11 protein-coding genes and 1 tRNA gene are annotated in these 12,500 nt (G+C 62.6%); 4 read left to right on the top strand and 8 right to left on the bottom strand.

The features are described 5' to 3' along the window. Positions 1 to 27: 27 nt before the first annotated feature. Positions 28 to 1,128 carry a carboxynorspermidine decarboxylase gene (locus AC4P1R_RS11510; protein ID WP_492176967.1) on the bottom strand — a complete coding sequence of 367 codons (1,101 nt, stop codon included), beginning with the start codon at positions 1,126 to 1,128 and terminating at the stop codon, positions 28 to 30. A gap of 629 nt (positions 1,129 to 1,757) precedes the next feature. Between AC4P1R_RS11510 and AC4P1R_RS11505 the strand changes: the two genes are divergently transcribed. Then, positions 1,758 to 2,459, top strand: coding sequence for a hypothetical protein (locus AC4P1R_RS11505; protein ID WP_492176966.1), 702 nt, complete (start codon positions 1,758 to 1,760; stop codon positions 2,457 to 2,459). Between the two features lie 343 nt (positions 2,460 to 2,802). Here AC4P1R_RS11505 and AC4P1R_RS11500 read toward each other — a convergent pair. The 4 genes from AC4P1R_RS11500 to xylF all read right to left on the bottom strand — a co-directional run bounded on the left by AC4P1R_RS11500 (position 2,803) and on the right by xylF (position 6,490). Then, positions 2,803 to 2,879 (bottom strand) — tRNA-Arg (locus tag AC4P1R_RS11500). Between the two features lie 208 nt (positions 2,880 to 3,087). Next, positions 3,088 to 3,873 carry an ATP-binding cassette domain-containing protein gene (locus AC4P1R_RS11495; RefSeq protein ID WP_034856632.1) on the bottom strand — a complete coding sequence of 262 codons (786 nt, stop codon included), beginning with the start codon at positions 3,871 to 3,873 and terminating at the stop codon, positions 3,088 to 3,090. A gap of 12 nt (positions 3,874 to 3,885) precedes the next feature. Then, complete coding sequence (locus AC4P1R_RS11490; protein WP_492176965.1) at positions 3,886 to 5,199, bottom strand: sugar ABC transporter permease; 1,314 nt, start codon at positions 5,197 to 5,199, stop codon at positions 3,886 to 3,888. Positions 5,200 to 5,449: 250 nt separating this feature from the next. After that, positions 5,450 to 6,490 (bottom strand): D-xylose ABC transporter substrate-binding protein, encoded by a 1,041-nt coding sequence (xylF, locus tag AC4P1R_RS11485; RefSeq protein WP_492176964.1) that lies wholly within the window; start codon positions 6,488 to 6,490, stop codon positions 5,450 to 5,452. Between the two features lie 276 nt (positions 6,491 to 6,766). On the opposite strand from xylF, the gene AC4P1R_RS11480 reads away from it, so the two are divergent. Further along, positions 6,767 to 7,984 carry an ROK family transcriptional regulator gene (locus AC4P1R_RS11480; RefSeq protein ID WP_492176963.1) on the top strand — a complete coding sequence of 406 codons (1,218 nt, stop codon included), beginning with the start codon at positions 6,767 to 6,769 and terminating at the stop codon, positions 7,982 to 7,984. Positions 7,985 to 8,050: 66 nt separating this feature from the next. Here AC4P1R_RS11480 and iolG read toward each other — a convergent pair whose 3' ends face one another. Then, positions 8,051 to 9,043 carry an inositol 2-dehydrogenase gene (gene iolG, locus AC4P1R_RS11475; protein ID WP_492176962.1) on the bottom strand — a complete coding sequence of 331 codons (993 nt, stop codon included), beginning with the start codon at positions 9,041 to 9,043 and terminating at the stop codon, positions 8,051 to 8,053. A 347-nt stretch (positions 9,044 to 9,390) separates the two neighbouring features. On the opposite strand from iolG, the gene AC4P1R_RS11470 reads away from it, so the two are divergent. Beyond that, the gene (locus AC4P1R_RS11470) at positions 9,391 to 9,621 is read left to right on the top strand and encodes a hypothetical protein (RefSeq protein WP_069458211.1); all 231 of its coding nucleotides are present in this window, start codon (positions 9,391 to 9,393) and stop codon (positions 9,619 to 9,621) included. A gap of 28 nt (positions 9,622 to 9,649) precedes the next feature. Here the strand turns inward: AC4P1R_RS11470 and AC4P1R_RS11465 are convergent, their stop codons facing one another. Both AC4P1R_RS11465 and AC4P1R_RS11460 read right to left on the bottom strand, forming a co-directional pair. Beyond that, positions 9,650 to 10,096: a hypothetical protein gene (locus tag AC4P1R_RS11465; RefSeq protein ID WP_069458099.1), complete on the bottom strand. Its 447-nt coding sequence runs from the start codon at positions 10,094 to 10,096 to the stop codon at positions 9,650 to 9,652. A 66-nt stretch (positions 10,097 to 10,162) separates the two neighbouring features. After that, a complete protein-coding gene (locus AC4P1R_RS11460; RefSeq protein WP_069458098.1) occupies positions 10,163 to 11,137 on the bottom strand; it encodes a LysR family transcriptional regulator in 975 nt (324 codons plus the stop codon). A gap of 273 nt (positions 11,138 to 11,410) precedes the next feature. Between AC4P1R_RS11460 and chvE the strand changes: the two genes are divergently transcribed. Beyond that, positions 11,411 to 12,478, top strand: a complete 1,068-nt coding sequence (gene chvE, locus AC4P1R_RS11455) for a multiple monosaccharide ABC transporter substrate-binding protein (protein WP_492176961.1) — start codon at positions 11,411 to 11,413, stop codon at positions 12,476 to 12,478. Positions 12,479 to 12,500: the final 22 nt, after the last annotated feature.

Below are 12,500 nucleotides of genomic sequence, written 5' to 3'. Positions count from 1 at the left end.
GATATCTCCTTCTATCCGGATAAGGCCTCAGGAGAGGCTCTGTTCGTAATCCGCGTAGGTGAATTCGCGGACCGTTGTGATGCTGCCATCGAGTTCCCTGATGGCGATCGCCGGCATCTTCACGCCGTTGAACCAGTTCTTCTTGACCATGGTGTAACCGGCCGCATCCTCGATCGAGATGCGGTCGCCGACCTTCAGTTCCTTCTCGAAATCGAACTCGCCGAAGATATCGCCGGCGAGGCATGACTTGCCGCAGACCATGTAGTGGTGTGAGCCCTTATTCGGCCGAAGCTTGGCGCTTTCGCGGTAGATGAGCAGGTCGAGCATGTGCGCCTCGATCGAGGAGTCGACGATGGCGAGGTGTTTGCCGTTATAGAGCGTATCGAGCACCGTCACCTCGAGCGTCGTCGATTTGGTGATCGATGCCTCGCCCGGCTCCAGATAGACCTGAACCCCATAGTCGCCGGAAAAGCGCTTCAGCCTCTCGGCGAAGCACTCGACCGGATAGTCCTCGCCGGTGAAATGGATGCCGCCGCCGAGGCTCACCCATTCGGCCTTCTTCAAGAGCGGCGCGAACCGCTCCTCGATGACGCCGAGCATGCGGTCGAAGAGGTCGAAATCGGCATTCTCGCAATTGTTGTGGATCATGAAGCCGGAGATCCGCTCCATCACCCGCTCGACCTTGGCGACATCCCACTCGCCGAGGCGGGAGAAGGGCCGGGCGGGATCGGCGAGATCGAAGCTCGAGGAGCTCACCTGCGGGTTGAGGCGCAGGCCCCGGGCGATGCCGGAAGCCCTGTCGGCGAAACGCTCCAGTTGGCCGATCGAGTTGAAGATGATCTTGTCGGCGTGGCTGACGACCTCGTCGATCTCGTAATCCGCATAGGCGACCGAATAGGCATGCGTCTCACCGCCGAAGCGCTCATGCCCAAGACGAACCTCGTTGAGCGAAGAGGAGGTGGTGCCGTCCATGTAGTCGCGCATCAGGTCGAAGACCGACCAGGTGGCGAAGCATTTCAGCGCGAGCAGCGCCTTGGCGCCGGATGCCTCTCGCAGCCGCGCGATCTTCTCCATATTGCGGAGGAGCCTGGACTTGTCGATCAGGTAATAGGGTGTCGTCAGATGCATGATGTTTTCTTGCAATTTGCCTTGGATCGCCGGGACGGCCTCGGCGAGCGGTAACCCTGAACGCGGGGTGCGCGGGCGGCGCCTCCGGTTGAGGATCGGGATCGATGGAATTGGAGGCGACGTTACGTCGGAATCGTCGCCGCGGCCCGGCGACAGGCCGGCTCCTCACAAGATTTCCCCGGGAGCGCTACATCAGCGCGCATCAAAAAGCGTTCTTCCGTTCGGGGGGCATCGACCGAGCCCATCCCCGATTGGAAGAGGGCGTCGTCAGCCATGGCGTCCTCTCCAACCAGCAGATGAAACCTGCAAAAGTGGGGCGGTGTCTAGCACAGGGGGTGGGGGAGGGCAACATGGGTGGGTGCTTGATTGAGGCGGCGTCAGGGTAAGCACGTCGAGGATGTTCATAGCTCTGTCAGCATTCCTAGGAGCGCCAACTTCCTCTCAACTTGCCATGGAAGGCAGCCGTCACATCCGGGCTCAGCTTTTGCCAGCTTGCGATTTCTAGCAGGTTCGCCAAGGCCTCTTCGACAACACGCCTAAAGCGGTGGCCCCGCAGCGAGCGCTTTGAGGATTGCTGTCAACGGACTAGGTTGGAACGAAAGAGCCGCAGACCAAGGAGACAGATCGAAGTGAAACCAGATAGCGACGCACTCGACGATTTCTACGCGGCGCTAAAAGAGGGGCTTGCGGTGGACGACTTCTTGCGGCGGCGCAAACAAATCTTTCAGTTCGTTAAGTCAATCGGCCTTATTGACGGCTACGTGCTCGGACGCAGACGGATGGCCAAGCTGCGCGATGAGGTCACCCCCGCTGCCCGATTCGTCAGGGGACATGCCCGGCCTGATGACGAAATTCAATTCGCCTTAGATGGTACTTATCCTGATTGTGTCGTCCGCAATCGGCACGGCTGCAAGCGAGAGATTGAGGTTACCGTCGCACGGGCCCAGGAACGGCTTGCACTGATGGAGCGGGCGATCAAGGGCGGCGAAGTACGCGGGATCATCAATGTTCAGGATCACGAAGAGCTGGTCGTCTTTAGGCGCCATGCGGAGCACGCCGGCGATCCGGACAAGGTGGGAGCATATTCGACCGAGCAGCTTTTCAGCCTTATCGTCGATGCTGTGGAGACACGCGCCAAGAGAAAGGCTCGTCACAAAGGAGACACGCTGCTTATTGAAATACTGCCGGATATGTATGCCTTGACCGATGATCGGGTTCGTGATCTGGAAGCTCTGCTTCTCCAGAGCGAAGAAGTGAAGCGACTTTCCTTTTCAGACGTCTATGTTCTTGGTTATGGTCACCAAGGCGATATCTGTATGAAGATAAAATGAGCCGTCGGTTGGCTTCTGACGTTAGCTGGTAACGCATGGCACCGGGGGACGCGACCGTGTTCGCGGCCCACTTGATGGCGTTCGAGAGGGCGACCGAGGGCAAGGCGCATCGCGCTCCTTGGCGCGCAGCCCGCGGTGGCTTCAGCTATGATATTGAAGTTGAGCTTGTCGTGCTCGATCAATTGTGTAGTCAGCGGCAATGGGGCTTTCCGCGCATAACCATGGGTACGAGATTGATGCTGATCTGTGCCAAAGGCAGCGCCGCGTCACACCAAAGACAGCGGCGCGCAAACATTATAATAGCGACGATTGCCCATAACAAACCGAAGACATAGCCAAGAAATGGCGCACCCGACAGGATTCGAACCTGTGACCTTTGGAATCGGAATCCAACACTCTATCCAGCTGAGCTACGGGTGCATCCGTTGGCGGCCAAGGCCGCCGAAGCAGGCTGTGAGCGGTTCTTAGCCTAGCTTGCGCCGCGCTTCAATGGTCAATTGCAGGAGATCGTGGGGGAAATTTGATTTCGCCTGCCGGCCTGTGTTCCCCATGCATCGCTCGCGGCGAGGTATCACCCCAAGGAAAATGCCGCATCCTCGAGGGATGCGGCATCGGGAGGCGAGGCGGCTCAGGCCATCTGCATCGCGCCGGGGCCGGGGATGGCCTTGGGCGGCACCTTGCCCATGATGATCATGCCGAGCACTTCGTCCTTGGTCACGTCCTCGGTGCGGGCGTGGCCGACGACCTGGCCGTTTTTCATCACCGAGACGCGGTCGGCGAGGTCGAAGACGTCGTGGATGTCGTGGCTGATCAGGAAGATGCCGATGCCCTCGCGCTTCAATTGCTTGATGAGCTCGCCGACCTGCGCCGTCTCCTGGGGGCCGAGCGCCGCCGTCGGCTCGTCCATGATCAGGATGCGGGCGTCGAAGAGGATGGCGCGGGCGATTGCCACTGATTGCCGCTGGCCGCCGGAAAGCGCCTTCACCGGCTCCTTGAAGCGCTGGAAGTTGGGGTTCAAGCGCCCCATCACCTCGCGGGCCTTCGCCTCCATCGCCACGTCGTCGAGCGTGCCCCAGGGGGTGCGGAGCTCCCGGCCGAGATAGAGATTGGCGGCGGCGTCGACATTGTCGGCGACGGCGAGCGTCTGGTAGATCGTCTCGATGCCGTATTTCTTGGCGTCGCGCGGATTGCTGATCTCGGCCGGCTCGCCATTGATCAGGATCTCGCCGGCATCGCGCCGATAGGCGCCGGAGAGTATCTTGATCAGCGTCGACTTGCCGGCGCCGTTGTGGCCGAGAAGGGCGACGACCTCGCCGGGATAGAGATCGACGGAAGCGTTGTCCACCGCATGGATGCCGCCGAATGAGATGGAAATGTTCTTCATTTCCACGAGCGGAGTGCGTTGTTCGGTCATGTTCGAACTCCTTTACTTGGCGCGGGCGCGGTAGACGGTGTCGAGCCAGACGGCGGTGACGAGCACGACGCCGACGACGATGCGCTGCAGCGGGCTGTCGATGCCGACCAGAACCATGCCCGACTGCAGCGACTGCATGACGAGCGCGCCGAGCATGGCGCCGGCGATCGTGCCCATGCCGCCGGCAAGCGAGGTGCCGCCGATGACGGCCGCGGCGATCGTATAGAGCTCGTCAAGCTCGCCTTGAGCATTGGTGGCGGCGTTGAGGCGGGCCGTCGAGATGGCGGCGGCGATGGCGCAGAGCATGCCCATCAGCGCGAAGATGCGGACGGTAACCCAGCGGGTCTTGATGCCCGCGAGTTCGGCCGCTTCGGGATTGCCGCCGATCGCGAAGACGTAGCGGCCGAAGCGCAGACGCGTCGCGATGAAGGTCATGATGATGCCGATGACGATCGCGATCAGCACCGGAATGGCGATGCCGTGGGCGATGAAGAGGCCGCCGTCGGGCCAGGCGATGCTGTTTGCCTCCGCGTAGCGGCGTGCGATGTTGACCGGCCAGGGGTAGCTGTTGACGATCGCCACCGCGCCGACCACGAGGGCACAGCCGACCACGGAGAGGAAATACTCGGCCCAGACCGGGCGGAGCGGGAAGCCGAAGCGTTTGCGCTGCCGGCGCGAGTGCAGGATGCTGGCGACGATCGCCACGCAGGCGATGACGCCGACGATCCAGCTCGCGGTCGCGCCAATCGAGCCGGCGGTGCCGCCGCCCATCAGGCGGAAGGTCGCGTCCATCGGCGCGACGGTGCGGCCGCTGGTGACGAACCAGGTGGCGCCGCGCCAGACGAGCAGGCCGCCGAGCGTGACGATGAAGGACGGCACGTTCAGAAAGGCGATGATCATGCCGTGCAGCGCGCCGATCGACGCACCGAGGGCGAGGCCGGCCAGAAGCGTGATGACCCAGGTGGCAGGATGATTGAAGCCGAGGAGCTGCGGCAGGATTTCCGCCTGCAGCACGCCCATGATCATGCCGACGAAGCCGAGGATGGAGCCGACCGAAAGATCGATGTTGCGCGTGACGATGACGAGCACCATGCCGGTCGCCATCACGGCGATCGAGGCGGTCTGGACAGAAAGGTTCCAGAGGTTGCGCGGCGTCAGGAAGAGGCCGCCGGAGAGCATGTCGAAGCCGAGCCAGATGATCAGCATCGCGCCGACCATGCCGAGCAGGCGGGTGTCGATTTCGGTGGCGCGGAAGAAGCGCTTCACCGGGCTTTCGGTGGCGCTGCGGGCGCGATTGAAATGTGCGGTATTCGTCGTGTCGGCCATGGCCGCCGTCCCCCACTTGTTCTGCTTTCACGCGGGTCGCCCTTGGGCGTCGCCATCTTAGCACCCGCAAGACAAGAGCGATCGGACCTCACTGCATGTCTCCTTAAAACGTCCTCGATTTTAGGACAAAGACATGCAGCAACTCAAAGTGCTACAGCGACCTTTGCGCGTCTGATAAGACGCGCGGCGCTGTAAGCAAACGCCGCAACGGTCTGCCGTTGCGGCGTCGATGAGGTCAATGCAAGGGCCGTCAGTTGCAGGCTGCAACCGAGCCGGCAGGAACGCCCTGGCAGGCGGCGTCCTTGGAAATCCAGCCGGCGTCGATGACGACGTTCAGATTGTCCTTGGTGATCGGCATCGGCGCCAGGAAGACCGACTTCATCTCGACGCCCTTCGGACCGCCGTTGAAGGTCTGTACGCCTTCGATCTCGTCCATGGTCTTGCCGCCGGCGAGTGTTGCGGCGATCTCAGCCGCCTTCTTGCCGAGTTCGCGGGCATCCTTCCAGACGGAAACCGTCTGCGTGCCGAGGGCGACGCGGTTGAGCGCGGCGTGGTCGCCGTCCTGTCCGGAGACCGGAACGGAGCCGGCAAGACCCTGGGCGGAAAGCGCCGCGATCGCGCCGCCGGCGGTGCCGTCGTTGGAGGCGACGACCGCATCGACCTTGTTGTCGTTGGCGGTCAAGAACTGTTCCATGTTCTTCTGGGCGTTTTCCGGCTTCCAGCCATCGGTATAGGCTTCGCCGACATTCTTGATCTTGCCGGCGTCAACCGCTTCCTGCAGCACTTCCATCTGGCCGGCGAAGAGGAAATCGGCGTTCGGATCGGAGGAGGAGCCCTTGATGAAGACGTAATTGCCTTCCGGCTTCACCTTGAACACCTCGCGCGCCTGCATGCGGCCCACTTCCTTGTTGTCGAAGGTGATGTAGAAGGCGTCCGGGTTTTCGATCAGGCGATCATAGCCGACGACCGGGATGCCCTCGGCGGTCGCCTTTTCGATCGCCGGCGCAATCGCGTCGGAGTCCTGCGCCAGCACGATCAGCGCATTGGCGCCCTGGGCGATCAGCGACTCGATGTCGGTCAGCTGCTTGGCGGCGGAGGACTGCGCGTCGGCCGAGATATACTTGTCGCCGGAGGCTTCAAGCGCGGCCTTGATTGCGGCCTCGTCGGTTTTCCAGCGCTCTTCCTGGAAGTTCGACCAGGAGACGCCGATGACGAGGTCCTTGGCTAGCGCTGCGGAATGCATGGATGCGATGATGGCGGCACCCGCCATCAGCTTCAAAACGGATTTCATTATTTACCTCCCAATGGCTTTGAGTTGATGCGCACGAACCCTCCCGCGCGCACCCGACGAGCCGTTTGATGCTGTCTCGAAGATCGCTGCCACGGCGGGCAGGCTTTTTTCTCGACAGTCGAGAAAATAAATGTCAGAGTTTTGAAAGGCTGTCAACAAGGGCACTTCAGGACTTCGAAACTGCATGTCTCCCGGGCATGGGGTTCTTGTTCAGGCGGTCGCCGCTGCTTTGGAGGAGTATGTGTTTCAAGCGGGCGCTACCGGCGGGGGCGAGGAATGCTGACCAAGTCCAGCACCGAACTGGTGCGTCAGCAGAACTCGGCCCTCGTGCTTTCGGCGCTCCGCCGCAGGGGCGCGCTCGCCCACACGGAAATCGCCGAGCAGACCGGCCTTGCCTCGGCGACGGTTTCCGCGATCACCGCCGAACTGGAGCGCATCGGCGCGATCGCCAAGAGCGAGCATCACGTCCAGGGGGGCAGGGGCCGGCCGCGCGTGCTCTTCGCGCCGAAACGCGACTGCGGCTACGTGATCGTCGTGCGGATTTCCTCCGATCTCGTGCAATATTCCCTCGCCGATTATGGCGGCGTGCTGCTCGACCGTTTCGACGAGGCGCGCGGCGAGGATCATGCCGGTGCGGCCGCCTTCGGGCGCCGTTTTGCGGCGGCGCTCGAGCGCCTGCTGGCGCGCTCCGGGATCGCCAAGGCGCAGGTGCTGGCCGTGTCCATCAGCAGCAAGGGGCTTGTCGCCGCCGATGGAGCGCGGCTCATCTGGTCGCCGGTCTTCGGCAATGAGGAACTCGATTTCGCGGACCTGCTCGGCGACGGGTGGCGCGGGCGGATCATGCTCAGCAACGAGACCCTGCTCGTCGCCCAGGCGCTTGCGGTGCAGGCGGAGAACAAGGGTGGAGCGCCGAGAGCGCTGGCCGCCATCTCGCTCGGCCACAGCATCGGCCTGGGACTGGCGAGACGGAGCCGCTCAGGCGAGTTCGACGTCTCCGCACCGAATTTCGGCCATATGCTGCATGCGGTCACGGCCGGGCTCTGTCGCTGCGGCGCCCATGGCTGCATCGAGGCGGCGGCGGGCTTCTACGGTATCCTGCGCACCGCCTTCGAGGTGCCGTCCGACACGATACCCGCGAAATTCGTGCCGCTCGTGGAGATGGACAAGATCGCGGCCGGCGCGCGCCAGGGCCAGCGTATGGCCGGCTATGCCTTCCGTCAGGCGGGTCTTGCGCTCGGCATCGGCATTTCCCGGCTCATCAGCCTTTACGAGCCGATGCCGATCTTCGTCACCGGTCCGGGCTTGCGCTATTTCGATCTGCTTCAGAAAGGCGTGGAGGAGGGGCTGCAGCAATCGCTGCAGGTGCGGCTGCAGGGCATGCCGGAAATCGCCGTCGCCACCGATGAGCAGCAGCTTGTCTTCGACGGGCATCTGAACCGTGCTCTCACCGCGGTCGACGGCGACATCGCGGCGGCCGGGCAGCAGGCCGCGTGACGCGCTGCCGGACAGGAAAAGGCCGGGCATCGCGCCCGGCCGTCTCGATCAGGTTTACGATCTGCGTCAGTCGAGGCTGATCTGGCGCTTTTCGGCGACCGACTTCACGGCCGCATCGGCGAGCGCCAGGGCGGCGAGGCCGTCCTTGCCGGAGGGGCTGATTTCCGCGCCCTTTTCGATCGCGGCGATGAAGCTCTCGATCTCGTTGGCATAGGCTTCGGTATAGCGGGTCATGAAGAAATCGTGCAGCGGCGGGCGCGTATAGCCTTCGCCATTGGCGATTTCGATGGAGACGGGGCGCTGGTTCTCGGCCGAAACGGCACCCTTCGAACCGTGCACCTCGATGCGCTGGTCGTAGCCGTAGGTGGCGCGGCGCGAGTTGGAGATGATCGCCTGCTTGCCGGAGGCCGTCTGCAGGATGACGGAGACGCTGTCGTAGTCGCCGGCGGCTCCGATCGCCTTGTCGACGAGGACGGCGGCGGTTGCCGTCACCGAAACGGGCTCCTCGCCGAGCAGGAAGCGCGCCATGTCGAAGTCATGGATGGTCATGTCCCGGAAGATGCCGCCGGAGCGCTTGATGTAGTCGACCGGCGGGGCGCCCGGGTCGCGCGACGTGATCGTCACCATCTCGACGTCGCCGATCCTGCCCTCGTCGATCGCCTTGCGCACGGCCATGAAATGCGGGTCGAAGCGGCGGTTGAAGCCGACCATCAGTTTCGCGCCGGTCTCGGAAACCACCTTCATGCAGGCCTTGACGCGGTCGACGTCGAGATCGATCGGCTTTTCGCAGAAGATCGCCTTGCCGGCGCGGGCGAAGCGCTCGATCAGATCGGCATGCGTATCCGTCGGCGTGCAGATGACGACGGCGTCGATATCGCCGGCCGCCTCGATCGCCTCGATGGTGCGGACCTCGCAGCCATAGGCCTTGGCAATCGCCTCGGCGGCGGCCGGGAAGGCATCGGCGACGGCGACGAGAACGGCGTCCGGATTGCCGCTGACGGCTTTCGCGTGAACCTTGCCGATACGTCCGGCGCCCAGAAGACCAAATCTTACTGTCATCTTCGTTTCTCTCGAATTCCGGTCCGCAACCGGGTTGGGGCGCGATGATATGCCGCTCATCGCGCAAAGGCGTCACGGGACGACCGGCCCCGCGAATAGCAGATCAATGGGGGAAATATAGTGGCGCTTCCCGCCTCGGTTCCTCTCCCATGCCCTTCACCCTGACTCCGCCTGCACATCTTTACGCATATCGGAACGAAATGGCCATCCGCCAAATTTTCAGAACGTTTATTCCATTTTGTCCGAGTGACGTCAAGATGGCGGGCTACGGCTGCGACAGGATTTTACCCAGGCTCGGTTACGGGCTAAGGAAATGTCTGTTGGCCGTTAACTTCAGAGGCATGAGCATGATCAAATTCATCGATCCGGACCACCCTTTCTATCGGCCCTTGTGGATCCGGCTGCTGATCGTCGGCCTCTGCGCGGTGTGGACGGGCGTCGAGTTCTATGGCGGGCAGATGATGTGGGCGACGATCTTTCTCGTCGTCACCGCCTATGCCGGTTCTGCTCTCCTCGTCTTCTACCGGCCGAAGGAGCCGGAGGAAAAAGAGGCGGGTGCGCCTGACGAGCCGAAGTGATGGGGGTAGCGCGGATCGAATCGACCGTTCAAGGCCGGACAAGCCGTCTCGTCGCTTCGTCGATCAGCATGTTGGCGAGTTTCATGCGAACGGTCGCATTCGCCCGGAATTCTGCCGGCAGCCTGTCCGGATGGTTCGCCGCGGCAAAGTGCCTGCGCTTGGCCGCAAGCGTCAGGGTGGTTTCGTCTTCCGCGATCGCCAGCTCTTCGGCGACATCGGCGAGGCTCGTGCGCTTCAGATGGGCGGGCATGACCGGCGGCTCCGTCCTCTCGGCGGGTGCCAGCTCTCGATAGGCCCGGGCGACGGCGTTGAGGGCTGGCGTGGCGCAGGCGGGCGTCGCCATGACGAAGGCGGGTGATCGATCGATCGGCGAACGCCACGCCTGGACGTCGCCGGCTGCGTCCCCGTCCCCTTCCATGTCTCGTTCGGCCTTGAGGCGCTCGACCACCGACTGGAACACCGACATGCCGAACATGAAGCCTCCGCAAATCCCTTTTCGACCATCGGGCCATCCTGCCGGGCGAAGGTTATGCGGGCCTGATCACATGCGGCTTTGCTTCAGGATCAGGTCGTAGAGCAGCTTGGCGCTCGGGGGAAGCGCCCGGCCCTCGGCGGTGATCAAGCCGTAGGGTTTGATGCGGACCGGGAACTCGGTCTTGAGGATGCGGATCTCGCCGGCCTGGGTGCCGTTGCCGGCCACCAGCCGGGCGACGTCGAGCGCGACCGGGGCAATGGCGTTGGTATTGCGCACGATCGACAGCGTCAGGATGATGGAGGAGGTGTTGATGACGGTCGCGGGCAGCCGGACGCCTGCGGAGAGGAAGCTGTCTTCGACGGCGCGGCGCAGGAGCGTGCCCGGCGGCTGGAACACCCAGTCGTAACCCGGCAGGTCGTCGGCGCTCACCGAGGCTTTCCCGATCAGCGGATGACCTTCCCGTACGATCAGACAGACCTCCTCGAAGCCGACCTCGACGACGTTAAACAGGCGCGGATTTAGGTCGTCCGGAATGCGGCCAATGACGAAATCGTGGCGGGCGGCGAGCAATTCCCGCGTCAGCACATTGCTATTGTCGATCTGCACGTTGATCTCGATGCCGGGATAGGCGGTGGAAACCTGGCGGATCGCAGGGACGGCAAGAGCGAGCGCCGGGCCGGTAACGGAGCCGAGCGAAACCGACCCGCCGCTGCCGCTTTTCAATTCATTGATTTCGCGGGCGGCCTCGCGTAATTCAAGAAAGATGGTGCGGGCCCGCCGGGCAAGCGCCTCGCCGTAGCGGGTGAGTTCGACGCCGCGGGCGACGCGCGCGCAGATCGGCGCCTTTACGATGGCTTCGATTTCCGCGAGCATGCGCGAGGCGGCCGGTTGCGAAATGCCGAGCGATTCGGCGGCGGCGCTGATGCGGCGATGGTCGTCGAGCGCCAGCACGAGGCGCAGGTGATTGATCTTCAATCCCGACCGGAAAAGGCCGGCATCGAGCGGTTCGCCCGCGGGTGCAATCGTGCTGTCGGGGACCATTCTTTCGAACTCGTTTATCAAGAGATTCAAAAATCACACTCTTTGTTAGTGGTATACCAATTTTGGTATGCATGCAAAGCGATATTGTATTTGACAGTTATGGCAATTGATTCCAGTTTCGCAGCCTGTGCGACAGCGCATGCGGGAGTATGTAAGAGGGGAGGGCTTCCTTCATCTTGAAACGCCGCCGGAGACCGGAGTCTCGGCAGGCGGGTTCGCTGTGCATAGGCGGGGGGCTCTGGCCCGCCGCTTCAACACTCAGGGAGAGATCTGATGAAATTTGTTACTTCGCTTCTCGCAGCCGCGGCCGTGACCGTCGCGTCTTTCGCTGCGCCGGCATTCGCCCAGGACAAGGGCATGGTCGGCGTCTCCATGCCGACGAAGACGTCCACCCGCTGGATCTCCGACGGCGAAACCATGGAGAAGCTGTTCAAGGAAGCCGGCTACACGCCGGATCTGCAATTTGCCGACGACGATATTCCGAACCAGCTGTCGCAGATCGAAAACATGGTGACGAAGGGTGCGAAGGTTCTCGTCATCGCCGCCATCGACGGCACCACGCTCTCCGACATCCTGCAGAAGGCTGCCGATTCGGGCGTCAAGGTCATCGCTTACGACCGGCTCATCCGCGATTCGGGCAATGTCGACTATTACGCCACCTTCGACAACTTCCAGGTCGGCGTGCTGCAGGCAACCTCGCTCGTCGAAGGGCTGAAGCTCGACGAAGCCACCGAACCGAAAAACATCGAACTCTTCGGCGGCTCTCCGGACGACAACAACGCCTTCTTCTTCTATGACGGCGCGATGTCGGTCCTGCAGCCGCTGATCGACAGCGGCAAGATCGTCGTCAAGTCCGGCCAGATGGGCATGGACCAGGTCGGCACGCTGCGCTGGGACGGTTCCGTCGCCCAGTCCCGCATGGAAAACCTGCTGTCCTCCACCTACACGGATGCCAAGGTCGATGGCGTTCTTTCGCCCTATGACGGTCTCTCCATCGGCATCATCTCGGCCCTGAAGGGTGTCGGCTACGGTTCCGGCGACCTGCCGATGCCGATCGTCACCGGCCAGGACGCCGAACTGCCGTCGGTCAAGTCGATCCTCGCCGGCGAGCAGTATTCGACGGTGTTCAAGGACACCCGCGAACTCGCCAAGTTCACGGTCAACATGGTCAACGCAATCATGGACGGCAAGGAGCCGGAAGTGAACGACACCAAGACCTATGAAAACGGTGTCAAGGTCGTTCCGTCCTACCTCTTGAAGCCTGTTTCGGTCGACAAGACGAACGCCAAGGAAATCCTCGTCGGCTCCGGCTACTACACCGAAGAGCAGATCGACAACTGATCCAGTCGAAGGGGTCCGCGGT

Source organism: Sinorhizobium sp. Y406 (assembly GCF_058732025.1).
The sequence above is the reverse complement of the archived record's forward strand: the minus strand, read 5'-3'. Positions and strand labels throughout refer to the sequence as shown.

Coding starts and splice junctions, on each gene's coding strand:
- AC4P1R_RS11510 (WP_492176967.1), bottom strand. CDS start 1,128: ATGCATCTGACGACACCCTATTACCTGATCGACAAGTCCAGGCTCCTC.
- AC4P1R_RS11495 (WP_034856632.1), bottom strand. CDS start 3,873: ATGACCGAACAACGCACTCCGCTCGTGGAAATGAAGAACATTTCCATC.
- AC4P1R_RS11490 (WP_492176965.1), bottom strand. CDS start 5,199: ATGGCCGACACGACGAATACCGCACATTTCAATCGCGCCCGCAGCGCC.
- xylF (WP_492176964.1), bottom strand. CDS start 6,490: ATGAAATCCGTTTTGAAGCTGATGGCGGGTGCCGCCATCATCGCATCC.
- AC4P1R_RS11480 (WP_492176963.1), top strand. CDS start 6,767: ATGCTGACCAAGTCCAGCACCGAACTGGTGCGTCAGCAGAACTCGGCC.
- iolG (WP_492176962.1), bottom strand. CDS start 9,043: ATGACAGTAAGATTTGGTCTTCTGGGCGCCGGACGTATCGGCAAGGTT.
- AC4P1R_RS11470 (WP_069458211.1), top strand. CDS start 9,391: ATGATCAAATTCATCGATCCGGACCACCCTTTCTATCGGCCCTTGTGG.
- AC4P1R_RS11465 (WP_069458099.1), bottom strand. CDS start 10,096: ATGTTCGGCATGTCGGTGTTCCAGTCGGTGGTCGAGCGCCTCAAGGCC.
- AC4P1R_RS11460 (WP_069458098.1), bottom strand. CDS start 11,137: ATGGTCCCCGACAGCACGATTGCACCCGCGGGCGAACCGCTCGATGCC.
- chvE (WP_492176961.1), top strand. CDS start 11,411: ATGAAATTTGTTACTTCGCTTCTCGCAGCCGCGGCCGTGACCGTCGCG.